The sequence below is a fragment of the Nocardioides sp. ChNu-99 genome, from assembly GCF_029493445.1.
GTDB lineage: Bacteria > Actinomycetota > Actinomycetes > Propionibacteriales > Nocardioidaceae > Nocardioides.
Genome location: NZ_JAHWBL010000019.1, coordinates 20,201 through 34,541, shown reverse-complemented (window position 1 = coordinate 34,541; position 14,341 = coordinate 20,201). Strand labels below are relative to the sequence as shown.

The following is a 14,341-nucleotide window of genomic DNA, read 5'->3' as shown; positions in this document are numbered from 1 at the left end:
ACGGTGACCACCCCCGTGAGGGGAGGCCGGAGGGTTCCGCATTCACCCGTCGTTCACCTTGCGAGCAGCCCCCCAAGTGGAGCGGAACGGGCTCGTCCGGGCCCGTCCACAGGCCCAGGTGGAGCAGGACCGCCGCATCTGGGGCAGAAAAGTGCGGCGCCGACTACCGATCCCGCCGACGGTGCGCTACCTTGGATGAACGGAAAGTGAACAGGAGGTGTCTCATGCTCTACTCGACGTCGACCCACCGCAACGGCCTCGTCCTCACCTGGACCAAGGTCGTCGACGCGTCCGGCCGTGCTCGCATGGAGGCTCGTTGGACCTCGGCCTCGACGGCCGTCGCCCGACCGGCCGCCGCCTGACAGCCGAGCACTCACGCGCCACCCGGCGCCCCGCCGCCCTCGAGGCAGCCCCGCAGAGCCGCCATCCCCCGGGATGGCGGCTCTGCTGCGTCCGGGGTGTGTGTCGTCACCACCCCGCCGACCCCGAGATGGTTGACGGCGCAAGTAGATACCCGTACAGTCGTCGTTGAAAGTTCAACTGACTTCGGAGGACAGCATCATGGGCATCTTCAGCCGCACCAAGGACTCGGCCCCGGCCGAGCAGACGTTCGACGCTCCCACCACCGCCGTGGAGGACATCGCGGGCTCCTACGCCCTCGACGTCACGCACACCCGTCTCGGCTTCTCCGTGCGCCACGCGATGGTGACGACGGTCCGCGGCTCCTTCAAGGAGTTCGACGGCACCGCCACCATCAACACGGCCACGCCGTCCGCCTCGACGGTCGCCCTGACCATCAAGGCCGCCAGCATCGACACCGGCAACGCCGACCGCGACGGCCACCTGCAGACCGGTGACTTCTTCGAGGCGGAGAAGTACCCGAACATCACCTTCGTCTCGACCAAGGTCGAGCGCGAGGACGCCGACACGTGGCTGGTCACCGGCGACCTCACGATCAAGGACGTCACGAAGTCCGTCACCGTCGAGCTCGAGCAGACCGGCTCGGCGCGCGACCCGTTCGGCAACCTGCGCATCGGCTTCGAGGGTGGCGTCGCCATCAACCGCAAGGACTGGGGCCTCACCTACAACGCCGCGCTCGAGACCGGCGGCGTCCTCATCTCCGACAAGGTCAAGCTCGAGTTCGACGTCTCGGCGATCCAGAGCGCCTGAGCACGCACTCCCCCAGCGCGCCGGGCGACCCCCGACGCACCCGACGCCCCCGCCTCCCGGTCATCACCGGGGAGCGGGGGCGTCGTCGTACCCGCCCTCAGCAGCGGTACGGCGGCCCTCCCCGCCCCGGGAGCGTCCCGCGCGGGCCGGCCGCGCCCCGGCCGGCGATGCGGCGGACCGCCAGGAACGCCAGCCCGCCGAGCAGGAGGAGCGGCACGACGGCGACCAGCACCTTCAGCACCGCGACACCCAGCAGGACACCGCCGACGAGCAGCGCGACGAGCACCGCGGTCGGCACGAAGGCCGGCGGTCCGTCACCCCGGGCGCCCCGGGCGCCCCGCTTCCGCGCGGCCGGGCGCTGCGCGTTCCAGTCGTGCGCCCGCGCCGGGGCGAGCGCCCCGGGGTGAGGCGCCGGCAGGTCCGCGAACACGGGCTGCAGGTCCTCGGCGAAGCGCGCCGCCCACACGGCGGTGGAGCGCTCGTCGTGCTCGACGGGGTCGAGCCGGCCCTCGGCGAAGTGGGTGCCGAGCGCGGCCGCGGCGTCCTGCCGCTCCGCGTCGGAGAGCCGCACCCGGCCGGCCTCGCTCACCGGTCGCCCTCCGCGAGGATCCCGTACAGCCGGCGCCGCGCCTCGGCGAGCACCGTCAGGGCCTCCGCCCGCTGGGCGTCGGTGCCGGTCGACACGATCTGCCACAACGCGTTCATGACCTGGCCGATCTCGGGGAGCGCGCCCTGCGGCGCCTCGGCCCGCGGCGCGAACGGACGCCACACGGCGGCCAGCTCGTCGGCGTGGCGCGCGACGTACGCCTGCCCCTCGTCGCTGAGGGTGAGGGTACGGCGGCCCTGCGCGTCGTCGGCGACGACGAGGCCCTCGTCCTCGAGCTGCTGGATGGTCGGGTAGACGGAGCCCGGCGACGGCTTCCAGGCGCCGTGCGAGCGCTCCGCGATCTCGTTGATCACCTGGTAGCCGTTGCGCGGTCCCGACGCGAGCACGTCGAGGATCGCCGCGCGGACGTCGCCACGCCGCACCTTCGGCCCGCCGCCGTGGCCGCGCTGCGGCGGAGCGTCGAAGCCGAGCAGACCGGCGACCCACGGCGGCACGGGCTGGCCGTGACGCCCACCGCCGCGCCGCGGACCGAACGCGGCGCCGAGGCCGGCCGGGCCGAACGGCCCGCCCAGGCCGGGCCACGCCGGGAAGTCACCGCGGCGGCCCCCCTCGCGCGGGTGCTGGTGGCGCCCCCGCTCCCAGCCGTTCTCCTGGTCGTCGTCGTCGAAGCCGTCGACCTTGTCGGCGTCCCACATGTGCTGCTCCCTCCGTCCGTCGCGGCCGTACGGTCGTCGACCGCTCGCGATATATCGCGACAGTACGCCGGAGGTCGGCTCAAGCCAAGCGCTGTTTCTCTGCAGGTCCCACCGACGCCCGCCCGGGCCGGGTCGCGCCGCCCTAGGCTGCGGCAGTGCCCCCCACCTCGTCCGCGCTGACGCCTGCCCGCGCCGCGCACCTCGTCCTCGTCCCCGCCGCGCTCGCCGTCGTGCTCCTCGCGACGCTGCTGACCGGCCTGACGGGTCTGACGGGGTCGGCCCGCGCGGCGACGCCCGCCCCGGCGGCCCTGGTGGACGGGGGACCCGCAGCCCCGGCACCTGAGGTCCAGGCGCCCGCGGTCCAGGCGGCCGCGGCCGTCGACATCCGACTGCGGCGCGGGGTGCTCGTCGACCCGTCGAGCCCGGCCATGGTCGCCGCGCGCAAGGACGCGACGTACACCCCCATCGCGGCGAACACGCACACCCGCTGGTTCACCGAGGCGGTGCCGGTCGGCCGGGCGCGCGCGGCGGCCGCGGCGTGGGCGGACTACGGCCGGCAGAAGAACCGCACGCCCATGATCGCGGTCTACGGGCTGCCCAACCGCGACTGCGGCAGCCACTCCTCAGGCGGGTTCGACCCCCGTTCGTACCGCCTCTGGGTGGAGCAGATCGCGCTGGGCCTCAAGGGCAAGGGGGCCGTCGTCGTGCTCGAGCCGGACGCGCTCGGCCTGCTCGGCTCGTGCGCCGGGCAGGAGCTGTGGACGTCGCTCATCCGTTACGCGACCTACACGTTCGCGCGCAACGGCACGTGGGTGTACGTCGATTCGGGCCACTCGTCGTGGCACTCCGCGAACGTCATGGCCGACCGCCTGTCCCAGTCGGGCGTGCAGTGGGCGCGCGGCGTCGCGACGAACGTCAGCAACTACCGCACCACCAACGACGAGCTCGCCTACGGCCGGTCGCTGGTCGCGGCGCTCGCCACCCGGGGGTACGCCGGCAAGCGCCAGCTCGTCGACACCTCCCGCAACGGCGCCGGCCCCGCGCGCGACGGCTCGTGGTGCAACACCGCCGCCGCCCGCCTGGGCAGCAAGCCGAAGGTCGTGAACGCGAACGGCGTCGACTTCTACGCGTGGGTCAAGCGCCCCGGCGAGTCGGACGGCGCCTGCAACGGCGGCCCCGCCGCCGGCCAGTGGTGGGCGACGGGAGCGCGGCGCCTGCTCGGCCGCTGAGGCCGCCGACCCCGTCCGGTGGTCGAGGTGGCCGCCCCAGCCGCCCTCGAAACCACCCAGGGAACCCGGTCGTGGTTTCGAGGGGTTGCCAGAGCAACCCACCTCAACCACCGACATCCGGTGGTTGAGGTGGCCGCCCCAGCGGCCCTCGAAACCACCGGAGTAGGTCAGCGTGGTTTCGAGGGGTGCTAGCGCACCCACCTCAACCACCGCGCGAGCGGGAGGAGCGTCAGGCCGCGAGCGCCTTCTCGATGTCGGCGGCGATGTCGGCGGGCTTCGTGGTGGGGCCGTAGCGCTTCACGACCGTGCCGTCGCGCCCCACGAGGAACTTGGTGAAGTTCCACTTGATGCGACCGCCGAGCAGGCCGCCCTTCTCCTTCTTCAGCCAGTCGAAGACGGGGTGGGCGTCGGAGCCGTTCACGTCGACCTTGTCGAACATGGGGAACGAGACGCCGTAGTTGCGCTGGCAGAACTCGCCGATGTCGTCGGCCCCGCCGGGCTCCTGGCCCGCGAACTGGTTGCACGGGAACCCGAGCACGACGAGGCCCTGCTCGCCGTACGTGCGGTAGAGCTGCTCGAGACCCTCGTACTGCGGCGTGAAGCCGCAGTTGCTGGCGGTGTTCACGACGAGCACGACCCGTCCGGCGTACGCCTCCAGGGACTCCTCGGTGCCGTCGAGCCGGGTCGCGGTGAAGTCGGACAGGGTGCTCATGGTGCTCCTCGGAGGGGGTCGGTCGGGGTCATCAGGGGTTCGGTGCCGCGGGCCCGCCGGATGGGCCCGGACGCGACGACGGGCCCCCCGATCATCGGGGAGCCCGTCGTGGTGCGTCGAGACCTCAGGACTTGAAGGCGTCCTTGACGTTCTCGCCGGCCTGCTTGAGCGAGGACTTCGTCTGGTCCTTCTTGCCCTCGGCCTTGAGCTCGTCGTCGCCGGTGGCGTCGCCCACGTGCTCCTTGGACTTGCCGCCCAGGTCCTCGACGGTGTTCTTCGCCTTGTCCGCGATACCCATGTCGTTCCCCTTCCGTGCTTCGTCGTCCGGTCCTCCCCCACGGTAGCCACGTCTCCAAGGACGCGCCGGGAGCCCGCCGACGACAGCACCGGGCCGGTGCCCCCTGGGGAGGGGCACCGGCCCGGTGGTGGGTCGCGGAGGGCCGTCAGGCGGGGAAGGACTCCCCGTTGGCGGCCATCTTGCGGAGGTGGTCGGTCGGCCGGAAGCGGTCGCCGTACTTCTCCGCCAGCTCGTCGGCGCGCTTGACGAAGGCCGCGAGGCCGATCTCGCCGTCGGCGCCCTCGTAGCCGGTCATGAACTGGGCCGCGCCACCCGTGTACGGCGGGAAGCCGATGCCCATGATCGAGCCGATGTTCGCGGCGGCCGCCGAGGTGATGACGTCCTCCTCGAAGCACTTGGCCGTCTCGAGCGCCTCGAGCACGAGCACGCGGTCCTGCACGTCGCGCAGCGGCGGCTGCTGCTCCGCGACCGGGAAGGTCTCGGCGAGGCCCTTCCACAGGCCCTGGCGCTTGCCGGACTCGTCGTACTCGTAGAAGCCGGCGCCCTTGAGGCGCGAGGGACGACCGATCTCGATCATCTTCTCGACGACCTTCAGCCCCGGGTGCGGCACGTAGTCGAGGCCGTCGCGCTCGGCCGCGTCCGCCGTGGCCTTGGCGATCTTGGCCATGAGCTCCATGTTGAGCTCGTCGGAGAGCTGCAGCGTGCCGACCGGGTAGCCGGCCTGCGTGACCGCGCGCTCCAGGGTCTGCGGGTGCACGCCCTCGGCGAGCAGCTGCAGGCCCTCGTTGACCATGAAGCCGATGACGCGGGAGGTGTAGAAGCCGCGGCTGTCGTTGACGACGATCGGCGTCTTCTTGATCTGCTGCACCAGGTCGTAGGCCTTCGCCAGCGCCGCGTCGTCGGTCTCCTCGCCGCGGATGATCTCCACCAGCGGCATCTTGTCGACGGGGCTGAAGAAGTGCAGGCCGATGAAGTCCTTCGGACGGTCGACGCCCTGGGCCAGCTCGGTGATGGGCAGCGTCGAGGTGTTCGAGCACAGCAGCGCGTCCGGGTTGACGTGCTCGGCGATCTCGGCGAACACCTTGGCCTTCAGCGACGGGTCCTCGAAGACGGCCTCGACGACCACGTCGACGCCCGCGAAGTCGGCCGGGTCGGCGGTGGCGTGGATGCGCGAGAGGAACTCGGCCTTGCCCTCCTCGGTCTCGCGACCGCGGGAGACCGCCTTGTCGAGCAGCTTCTCCGAGTACGCCTTGCCGCGCTCGGCGGCCTCGGTCGTGACGTCCTTCAGCACGACCTGCGCGCCCGACTTGGCGAACACGTACGCGATGCCCGCGCCCATCATGCCGGCGCCGAGCACGCCGACCTTGCGGCCGACGTACTTCTCGTGGCCGTCAGGACGCAGCGAGCCGCCGTTGATCGCCTGCAGGTCGAAGAAGAACGCCTGGATCATGTTCTTGCTCTGCTGGCCGACGACGAGGCCGGTCAGGTAGCGCGACTCGATGCGCGAGGCGGTGTCGAAGTCGACCTGCGCGCCCTCGACGGCGGCGGACAGGATCGCCCGCGGCGCCTGGTACGGCGCGCCCTTGACCTGCTGGCGCAGCAGCGCCGGGAAGGCCGGGAGGAACTGGGCGAGCTTCGGGGTGGACGGGGTGCCGCCGGGCATCTTGTAGCCCGGGCGGTCCCAGGGCTGCTTGCCCGCGTCCGCGTCGCCCGCGACCGACGCGAGCCACGCCTTCGCGGCGGGCAGGAGGCCGTCGAGGTCGGCGACCAGCTCGTCGACCAGGCCCTTCTCCTTCGCCTGGGCCGGCTTGAAGCGCGTGCCCTGGAGCAGGACGTCCATCAGCGCGGTCTGCAGGCCGAACATGCGCACCGTGCGGGTGACGCCGCCGCCGCCGGGCAGGAGCCCCAGCTGCACCTCGGGCAGGCCGATCTGCACCTTCGGGCTGTCCCACGCGACCCGGTGGTTCGCGGCGAGCGCGATCTCCAGCCCGCCACCGAGCGCGGCGCCGTTGATGGCGGCGACCACGGGCGCGGGGTGGAGCTCGAGGCGACGCAGCGCGGCCTTGACGTCCTCGACCATCGCGAACACGTCGGCGGCGTCGTCCGGCGTGGTCTGCACCATGCCCTTGAGGTCACCGCCGGCGAAGAAGGTCTTCTTGGCGCTGGCGATGACGACACCCTTCACCGAGCCCTCCGGCTCGGCGTACAGCTTCTCCACCGCGTCGGTCATCGACGTGCGGTAGAGCTCGTTCATGGTGTTGGCGCTCTGGTTCGGGTCGTCCAGCGTCAGCGTGACGATCCCGTCGGCGTCCTTGTCGTAGCGGACGGCGCTCTGCTCGGTCATGGGTTCCTCTCTCGATGTCCGGTACGACGCTCAGACGAGCTCGACGATGGTGGCGATGCCCATGCCGCCGCCCACGCACAGGGTGGCGAGGCCGCGCTTGAGCTCGCGGCGCTCGAGCTCGTCGATCAGCGTGCCGAGGATCATCGCGCCGGTCGCGCCGAGCGGGTGGCCCATGGCGATGGCGCCGCCGTTGACGTTGGTGATCTCGGGGCCGATGCCCATGTCGCGCATGAAGCGCATCGCGACGGCGGCGAACGCCTCGTTGATCTCGAACAGGTCGATGTCGTCGACCGTCAGGCCGGCCTTCGCCAGCGCCTTGCGTGCGGCGGGGGCCGGACCGGTCAGCATGATGACCGGGTCGGCGCCGGAGACGGCGGCCGAGACGATGCGGGCGCGGGGGGTGAGGCCGGCGCGCTTGCCCGCGTCCTCCGTGCCGATCGCCATGATGGCCGCGCCGTCCACGATGCCCGAGCTGTTGCCGGCGTGGTGGACGTGGTCGATCTTCTCCAGCCAGTGGTACTTCTCCAGGGCCACGTCGTCGAAGCCGGCGCCCTTGCCGATGTCGGCGAAGGAGGGCTTGAGGCCCGCGAGGCTCTCCACCGTCGTGCCGGGGCGGATGAACTCGTCGTGGTCGAGGACCGTCAGGCCGTTCTCGTCGACGACCGGGATGACCGACCGCTTGAAGTAGCCGGCCTCGCGGGCGCGGGCGGCCCGGGCGTTGGACTCGGCGGCGTAGGCGTCGACGTCCTCGCGGCTGAAGCCCTCGACGGTCGCGATGAGGTCGGCGCCGATGCCCTGGGGCACGAAGCTCGACTGCAGCGCGGTGCGCGGGTCCATCGCCCAGGCGCCGCCGTCGGAGCCCATGGGCACGCGGCTCATCGACTCGACACCACCGGCGAGGATCAGCTCCTCGAACCCGCCGCGCACGCGCGAGGCGGCCTGGTTGACGGCCTCGAGGCCCGAGGCGCAGAAGCGGTTCAGCTGCACGCCGGCGACCTCGTCGGGCAGGCCCGCCTTCAGCGCCGCCGCCTTCGCGATGTCGCCGCCCTGGTCACCGATCGGGCTGACGACGCCCAGCACGACGTCGTCGACGAGGGCGGGGTCGAGGTCGGGGTTGCGCTTGCGGGTCTCGTCGATCAGGCCGACGACCAGGTCGATGGGCTTCACCTCGTGGAGGGAGCCGGTCTTCTTGCCCTTGCCGCGCGGCGTACGAACGTGGTCGTACACGAATGCTTCTGCCATGTCGGTCCTTGCCTGCCTCGATGGTCGTGTGGGGATCTGCACCCGCGTCGCAGCTCGGGGAGATCCAGGTCCGGATCCGATAATGACACCATTACTGTCATCGTGGGAACGGGGGCACGTGATTTAGGTGACTCGTCGGTAACAAGGCGCCTCCGCACGACCCGGCTCGGGAGGCGACACCTAGGGTGGTGGGCGTGACGAGCCCCGCGCCCGACCGCCATCCCCGCACCGTGCCCGACCGCGCGGACGTGATCGACCGCGGGCTCTCGCGCATCAACGTCTGGGGCGTGCGCGTCGTCGTCGGCGCCGCCGCCCTGTTCATCCTCGGCTGGGCCGTCGGCCACACGTGGATGGTGTGGTTCCCCGTCTCGCTGGCCCTCGTGCTCTCCACCGTCCTCGGACCGCCGACCGCGTTCCTGCGCAAGCGCGGTGTGCCGTCCGGCCTCGCGGCGGCCGGGGTGATGCTCGGGTTCCTCGGCAGCCTCGTGCTCGTCGGGTTCCTCCTCGCCCCCCAGATCGCCGGGCAGTCCAACGACATCGCCGACTCGGCCGTCGACGGCGTCGGGCAGATCCGGACCTGGCTCACCGACGGCCCGCTCGGGGTCAGCGACGGTCAGATCACCGACGCGCTCTCCACCCTCCAGGACGAGATCTCCAGCCAGGCGTCCGCGATCAGCTCGGGCGTCATCACCGGCATCAGCGCGGTGACGAACATCCTCATCAACCTCGTGCTGATGCTGATCCTCACGTTCCTCTTCATCAAGGACGGCCACCGCTTCCTGCCCTGGGTCTCCGCCATCGGCGGCCACCGCGCCGGCGGCCACCTCGTCGAGGTCAGCGCCCGGGCGTGGAACACCCTCGGCGGCTTCATCCGCACCCAGGCGCTCGTCTCCCTCATCGACGCGGTGCTCATCGGCCTCGGCCTCGTCATCATCGGGGTGCCCCTGGCGATCCCGCTGGCGATCCTCACCTTCTTCGCCGGCTTCATCCCGATCGTCGGCGCGGTCTCCGCCGGTGCGCTGGCCGGCCTCGTCACCCTCGTGACCAACGGCCCCGGCGACGCCCTCATCGTGCTCATCATCATCGTCGTGGTGCAGCAGCTCGAGGGCAACGTGCTCTCCCCGTGGCTGCAGGGCAAGTCGATGAACCTGCACGCCGCCGTCGTGCTCATGGCCGTCACCGCCGGCTCCACCCTGTTCGGCATCACCGGCGCCTTCCTCGCCGTGCCCGTCGCGGCGACCGTCGCCGAGGTGCTGCGCTACCTCAACGAGCGGATCGACGACGCGGTCGCCGACGACGCCCACCCGCAGGACGCGGCCGGCGCCGACGGCCCGGACGGACCCGCGGGCGCCCACCCGGCGCTGCCCGACGTACCGCACACCCACGACGGGCGGACGCCGACCGAGCTGCGCGAGGAGGGTCCGGCCACCGCGTGAGCCGCGCGGGGTTTGAGCCCCACCGCCACGACGCAGGCTGCACCGCCGTGCCCGAGCCCACCGCCCCGCCCGTCCCGTCCGCCCTCGGCGCGCTGGTGACGGCGCCGTCGGGCGACGAGATGTGCTCCTACGCCCTCGACGTGTGGACCGACCACCCGACGCTGCTCACCGACGAGGTCGCCCTCCGGGCGCTGCTGCGCGCGGCCGCCGCGGCCGGCGGTGCGGTGGTGCTGGGCGAGGCCGGGCACGTCTTCCCGAACGGCGCGGTCACCGCCTCGCTGGTGCTCTCGCAGTCGCACCTCGCCGTGCACACCTGGCCCGAGCACCGGCTGGCGAACGTCGACCTGCTGACCTGTGGCGTGCTCGAGGGCGAGGCCATCGTCGCGGCCGTCTGCGCCGGACTGGCGGCGTCGCGCACCCGGCTGACCCGCACGATGCGGCCGGTGCAGGCGCCGGACTGAGCCCGGCCCGTCCTCAGACGACGTCGACCAGGCGGGAGTGCACGGCGCGGCGCGCGGGCTCGAACGCCTGCGCCACCTCGCCCAGGCCGACGACCACGCAGTCGCGGTCGTCGGGGCCGAGGAACACCGACTCGCCCCGGGCCAGCGCCACCTTCTCGCCCTCGGCCGAGCGCACCTCGACCTCGCCGCCGGTGCAGATGAGCAGCGACTGCTTGGCGCTCACGACCGCGACCCCGTCGGGGTCGGCGTGGGAGACCTGCGTGACGGCGAGCGCGAACTCGACGTCGGCGGGGCTGAAGACCTCGGTCTCCGCCAGCACGAACTCGGGGTTCACCCGCGCGATGCGGGCCATGCCCGTCGCCCCGAGGCAGGTGACGAGGCCCGCCGGGTCGACGTGCTTCTTCGTCAGGCCCGCGCGCAGCACGTTGTCGGACGAGGCCATGACCTCCAGGCAGAGGCCCTTGAGGTGGGCGTGGATGATGCCCGCCCCGAGGTACGCCGCCTCGCCCGGCTGCAGCGTCATCCGGTTGAGCATGAGGGAGAGCACGACGCCGACGTCGTCGGGGTAGTACTCCGAGATCTCGACGGCCGTGGAGTAGGCCCGCTTGATGTCCATGCCCATCTTGCCGAGCGCGCGGCACGCCCCGACGACCTCGCCGACCTGGGCCGCCGTGACGTCCTGCGACAGCAGCCACTCGACGCGGCGCACGATGCCGGCGAACCCGGGGTCGGCGCGCAGGTCCTCGGCGAGGCGCTGCGTCAGCGGCGTCTCCAGCGGGGCCAGCACCCGGAGGATCTCGACCGTGGGACGGAAGCCGATGAGGCTGTCGAAGGTGGTCAGCGCGTAGACCATCTCGGGCTTGTGGTTCGCGTCCTTGTAGACCCGGTTCGGGGCGTCCAGCGGGATGCCCGCGCGCTCCTCCTCGGCGTACCCGTCCTCGGCCTGCGACTTGCTCGGGTGCACCTGCAGCGAGAGCGGCTGGGCGGCGGCGAGCACCTTGAGCATGAAGGGCAGGTCGCCCGTCAGGTCCGACAGCGGCTTCGCGTCGCCCGCGGCGTCGACCGCGGTCGAGGGCTGCAGCGGGTGCGTGCCGATCCAGACCTCCGCGACCGGGGTGCCGTCGGGGCGCTCGCCCAGGAACCGCGGGATCGCGTCCGGGGAGCCCCACGAGTAGGTCTGCACGCCGTTGCGGAGTCGGTACATGGGCGTCAGCCTAGGCAGCGGCTCACCCGAACGCGGCGATGCCCGTCTCGGCGCGGCCGATGAGCAGCTTCTGGACCTGGCTCGTGCCCTCGTAGAGCGTCATGACGCGGGCGTCCCGCATGTACTTCGACACCGGGTACTCGTCGACGTACCCGTAGCCGCCGAACGCCTGGATCGCGTTGTTCGCGGCGCGGACCGCGGCCTCGGAGGCGAACAGCTTGGCCTTGGAGGCAGCGGTCGAGAAGGGCTCGCCGCGCATGGCCAGGTCGGCGGCGCGCCAGACGAGCAGCCGCGCGGCGTCGACGTCGACCGCCATGTCGGCGATCAGCTCCTGCACCAGCTGGTGGGCCGCGATCGGCTTGCCGAACTGCTCGCGCTCGCCCGTGTAGGCCACCGTCGCCTCCAGGCAGCCGGCGATGATGCCGGTGCAGCTCGCGGCGATGCCGATGCGGCCCGTGTCGAGCGTCGACATCGCGATGCGGAAGCCGCCGCCCTCCTCGCCCAGCAGCGCGTCGGCGGGCACGCGGACGCCGGAGAACGACAGCGCGGCGGTGGCCTGGCCACGCAGCCCGAGCTTGCCCTTCACCTCGCGCCGCTCGAAGCCGGGAGTGTCGGTGGGCACGAGGAAGGCGGAGACGCCTCGGGGGCCGGGGCCGCCGGTGCGGGCGAACACGAGGCACACGTCGGCCCACGTGCCGTTCGTGATGAAGATCTTCTCGCCGTCGAGGACCCAGTCGTCGCCGTCGCGCACCGCACGGGTGCGGAGGTTGGCCGCGTCCGAGCCGTGGCCCGGCTCGGTGAGACCGAAGCAGCCGAGCAGCTCGCCGCTCGCGATGCCGGGCAGCCAGCGCTGCTTCTGCTCCTCCGTGCCGTGGGCCAGCAGGGGCTTGCCGACGAGGCCCGCGGAGACCGAGACGATCCCGCGGATGGCGGAGTCGGCGCGGCCGAGCTCCTCCATCGCCAGGCAGTAAATGAGCAGGTCGAGCTCGAGCCCGCCGTACTCCGCCGGGATCATCAGCCCGAGGAAGCCCTGCTTTCCCAGCTTGGGAACGATGGCGAGGTCCACGGCCTCCGCCCGGTCCCACTCGGCACGGAACGGCACGACCTCCCGGTCGCAGAACTCGCGGGCGGCGGCGCGGAACGCCTCCTGGTCGGGGCTGAGGGTGAGGTCCACGTCACTTCTCTACCAGGCGGGCGGGTTGCCTGTCCCGACCTGGCGGTGCAGCTGGCCGTTCAGCGACAGGGCCACGACGCTGTCGAGCACCTGCACGTTGGCCGCGGTGAAGGCGCCGCCGAGCACGGGCGCGACCGTGAAGGCGTAGGACTGGCCGGGCCCGGGCTCGAGGCCCCGGCGGGCGGCGCCCTCGACGAGCCAGGCGTGGAGGAACCGGTCCTGGGCCTCCACGTCGTCGAGCGCGGCGCGCAGGTCGTCGAGGTCGGCCCAGCAGCGCTCCAGGCTGCCCTCGACGGTCGACAGGAACCAGAGCCCGTCGTCGCCCGCGAGGACGACGTCGGCGAACGCGGTCACCAGCAGCGGCCGCTGGTCGACCAGGCCGGGCAGCCACGTCCAGTCGGCGAGTCCCCGGACGTCGTCGGAGGTGGCGGGGCGCAGCAGCTCGACGGGCACCCGCCGCCCCTACCCCGTGCCGCCGCCGGTCAACCCCACCGTGGCGGCCAGCGCGAGGGCCGCGGCGACGACGAGCACGGGGGTGGCGAGCAGGCCGGCGAGGTGGAAGCGGCGGCCGACGTCGACCGGGTGGTCGACGGCGGGGTTGCGCAGCCACAGCAGGTTGGCGAGCGACCCGGCGTACGTCGCGCCCGCCCCCACGCCGACGCCCACCAGCACCGCCAGCACGGCCGGGGCGCCGAGCGGGGCGGCGAGCGGCACGAGCAGCAACGTCGCGGGGAGGTTGTTGACGACGTTCGCGACGACGGTGGCCAGCAGTGCCGTGGCGACGAGGGCGACCGGTCCCGTGCCGTCGGGCAGCAGGCGGGCCAGCAGGTCGGCCCCGCCCTGCTCGGCCAGCGCCGCGACCGCGACGGCCCAGCACAGCACGAAGGAGGCGAACGGCAGGCCCGCCTCCCGTAGGAGGGTGGCGGGCGCGACCCGCAGGCCGGTACGGCGCGTGGTCACCGCCCGCGCGCCCAGCAGGGCCGCCGCGGCGAGCGCGGGCCAGACCGGGTCGAGGTGCACCTGGCCCCCGGCGACGATCGCGGCGAGGGCCAGGACCAGCACGACGACCGTCGGGCCGTCGGGGCGCGGCGCGGCCGCGGGCGGCGTCGTGACGGCGGGGGCGGGGTCGGCGGCGGGGGCGCTGCGGGAGGCAGGGCCGGCGGAACGGCGCGCGACCGCACGGAGCAGGGCGAGCTCGAGGCCCACGACCACCACCCAGGCCGGGGCCATCAGCAGCGTGAAGCGGGCGAAGGACAGCCCGGACGCCTCGAAGGCGACGAGGTTCGTCAGGTTCGAGATCGGCAGGAGGATCGAGGCGCTGTTCGCCAGCCGCACCGCGGCCAGGTCGACGGGCCAGGGGTCGACGGCCAGCACGCGGGCGGCGACGACGAGCACCGGCACGAGGAGCACGACGGTGGCGTCGAGCGTCAGCAGCACGGTCACGCCGGCGGCCGCGGCCACGGCGAGCGGGAGCAGGCGGCCCGGGCGGGCGCGGGACCGGTGCGCGACGGCGTACCCGAGCCAGGCGAAGAGCCCGCCGCGCTCGACGAGCCCCGCGAGCAGCAGGATGGCGACGAGGTAGCCGACGACCGGGCCCAGGTCCGCGACCGTCGCGCGGGCCGCCGCGAGGTCGACGGCGCCGGCGGCGAGCACCGCCACGGCCGCGACGACGCCCACGGCGAGCTGGCGCCAGCCCTGCAGCGCCAGCGCCGCGAGGAGGCACGCGCCCGCGGCGAGGACGGCGAGCACGGTCACCGGGTCAGGGTGCC

At 73.0% G+C, this 14,341-nt stretch carries 15 protein-coding genes; 5 read left to right on the top strand and 10 right to left on the bottom strand.

Features of this window, described 5'->3' with window-relative positions:
- The first annotated feature begins 224 nt into the window (after positions 1 to 224).
- Positions 225 to 362 carry a hypothetical protein gene (locus KK617_RS08540; RefSeq protein WP_277499474.1) on the top strand — a complete coding sequence of 46 codons (138 nt, stop codon included), beginning with the start codon at positions 225 to 227 and terminating at the stop codon, positions 360 to 362.
- 199 nt (positions 363 to 561) lie between these two features.
- Entirely contained in the window at positions 562 to 1,170 is a 609-nt protein-coding gene (locus KK617_RS08535) for a YceI family protein (RefSeq protein WP_277499473.1), read from the top strand.
- 97 nt (positions 1,171 to 1,267) lie between these two features.
- Here KK617_RS08535 and KK617_RS08530 read toward each other — a convergent pair whose 3' ends face one another.
- Entirely contained in the window at positions 1,268 to 1,759 is a 492-nt protein-coding gene (locus tag KK617_RS08530) for a DUF1707 domain-containing protein (protein WP_277499472.1), read from the bottom strand.
- Entirely contained in the window at positions 1,756 to 2,472 is a 717-nt protein-coding gene (locus KK617_RS08525; RefSeq protein WP_277499471.1) for a PadR family transcriptional regulator, read from the bottom strand. The genes KK617_RS08530 and KK617_RS08525 overlap by 4 nt, the downstream gene beginning before the upstream one ends.
- A gap of 155 nt (positions 2,473 to 2,627) precedes the next feature.
- Here KK617_RS08525 and KK617_RS08520 point away from each other — a divergent pair, with 155 nt between their 5' ends.
- Positions 2,628 to 3,701: a glycoside hydrolase family 6 protein gene (locus tag KK617_RS08520; protein WP_277499470.1), complete on the top strand. Its 1,074-nt coding sequence runs from the start codon at positions 2,628 to 2,630 to the stop codon at positions 3,699 to 3,701.
- A gap of 229 nt (positions 3,702 to 3,930) precedes the next feature.
- On the opposite strand, the gene KK617_RS08515 is transcribed toward KK617_RS08520, so the two are convergent.
- From KK617_RS08515 to KK617_RS08500, 4 genes are all read right to left on the bottom strand, one after another.
- The gene (locus KK617_RS08515) at positions 3,931 to 4,413 is read right to left on the bottom strand and encodes a glutathione peroxidase (RefSeq protein ID WP_277499469.1); all 483 of its coding nucleotides are present in this window, start codon (positions 4,411 to 4,413) and stop codon (positions 3,931 to 3,933) included.
- Positions 4,414 to 4,537: 124 nt separating this feature from the next.
- Positions 4,538 to 4,711, bottom strand: a complete 174-nt coding sequence (locus KK617_RS08510) for a CsbD family protein (RefSeq protein ID WP_277499468.1) — start codon at positions 4,709 to 4,711, stop codon at positions 4,538 to 4,540.
- 145 nt (positions 4,712 to 4,856) lie between these two features.
- On the bottom strand, positions 4,857 to 7,055 hold the full coding sequence (locus tag KK617_RS08505; RefSeq protein WP_277499467.1) for a 3-hydroxyacyl-CoA dehydrogenase NAD-binding domain-containing protein: 2,199 nt from the start codon (positions 7,053 to 7,055) through the stop codon (positions 4,857 to 4,859).
- 30 nt (positions 7,056 to 7,085) lie between these two features.
- A complete protein-coding gene (locus KK617_RS08500; RefSeq protein WP_277499466.1) occupies positions 7,086 to 8,297 on the bottom strand; it encodes an acetyl-CoA C-acetyltransferase in 1,212 nt (403 codons plus the stop codon).
- A gap of 194 nt (positions 8,298 to 8,491) precedes the next feature.
- Between KK617_RS08500 and KK617_RS08495 the strand changes: the two genes are divergently transcribed.
- Both KK617_RS08495 and KK617_RS08490 read left to right on the top strand, forming a co-directional pair.
- Positions 8,492 to 9,733 carry an AI-2E family transporter gene (locus tag KK617_RS08495; protein ID WP_277499465.1) on the top strand — a complete coding sequence of 414 codons (1,242 nt, stop codon included), beginning with the start codon at positions 8,492 to 8,494 and terminating at the stop codon, positions 9,731 to 9,733.
- A 47-nt stretch (positions 9,734 to 9,780) separates the two neighbouring features.
- Positions 9,781 to 10,194, top strand: coding sequence for an S-adenosylmethionine decarboxylase (locus KK617_RS08490; RefSeq protein WP_277499464.1), 414 nt, complete (start codon positions 9,781 to 9,783; stop codon positions 10,192 to 10,194).
- Positions 10,195 to 10,207: 13 nt separating this feature from the next.
- On the opposite strand, the gene manA is transcribed toward KK617_RS08490, so the two are convergent.
- From manA to KK617_RS08470, 4 genes are read right to left on the bottom strand one after another with little or no spacing between them, the layout of a single operon-like run.
- Entirely contained in the window at positions 10,208 to 11,398 is a 1,191-nt protein-coding gene (gene manA, locus KK617_RS08485) for a mannose-6-phosphate isomerase, class I (RefSeq protein WP_277499463.1), read from the bottom strand.
- Between the two features lie 22 nt (positions 11,399 to 11,420).
- The gene (locus tag KK617_RS08480) at positions 11,421 to 12,572 is read right to left on the bottom strand and encodes an acyl-CoA dehydrogenase family protein (protein ID WP_277499462.1); all 1,152 of its coding nucleotides are present in this window, start codon (positions 12,570 to 12,572) and stop codon (positions 11,421 to 11,423) included.
- A 9-nt stretch (positions 12,573 to 12,581) separates the two neighbouring features.
- Positions 12,582 to 13,025, bottom strand: coding sequence for a T6SS immunity protein Tdi1 domain-containing protein (locus KK617_RS08475; protein ID WP_277499461.1), 444 nt, complete (start codon positions 13,023 to 13,025; stop codon positions 12,582 to 12,584).
- A gap of 9 nt (positions 13,026 to 13,034) precedes the next feature.
- Positions 13,035 to 14,327 (bottom strand): SLC13 family permease, encoded by a 1,293-nt coding sequence (locus KK617_RS08470; RefSeq protein WP_277499460.1) that lies wholly within the window; start codon positions 14,325 to 14,327, stop codon positions 13,035 to 13,037.
- Positions 14,328 to 14,341: the final 14 nt, after the last annotated feature.

What these genes read in the sequence shown, in the direction of transcription:
- KK617_RS08540 (WP_277499474.1), top strand. Translation starts at nt 225, where the DNA reads ATGCTCTACTCGACGTCGACCCACCGCAACGGCCTCGTCCTCACCTGG.
- KK617_RS08535 (WP_277499473.1), top strand. Translation starts at nt 562, where the DNA reads ATGGGCATCTTCAGCCGCACCAAGGACTCGGCCCCGGCCGAGCAGACG.
- KK617_RS08525 (WP_277499471.1), bottom strand. Translation starts at nt 2,472, where the DNA reads ATGTGGGACGCCGACAAGGTCGACGGCTTCGACGACGACGACCAGGAG.
- KK617_RS08515 (WP_277499469.1), bottom strand. Translation starts at nt 4,413, where the DNA reads ATGAGCACCCTGTCCGACTTCACCGCGACCCGGCTCGACGGCACCGAG.
- KK617_RS08510 (WP_277499468.1), bottom strand. Translation starts at nt 4,711, where the DNA reads ATGGGTATCGCGGACAAGGCGAAGAACACCGTCGAGGACCTGGGCGGC.
- KK617_RS08505 (WP_277499467.1), bottom strand. Translation starts at nt 7,055, where the DNA reads ATGACCGAGCAGAGCGCCGTCCGCTACGACAAGGACGCCGACGGGATC.
- KK617_RS08500 (WP_277499466.1), bottom strand. Translation starts at nt 8,297, where the DNA reads ATGGCAGAAGCATTCGTGTACGACCACGTTCGTACGCCGCGCGGCAAG.
- manA (WP_277499463.1), bottom strand. Translation starts at nt 11,398, where the DNA reads ATGTACCGACTCCGCAACGGCGTGCAGACCTACTCGTGGGGCTCCCCG.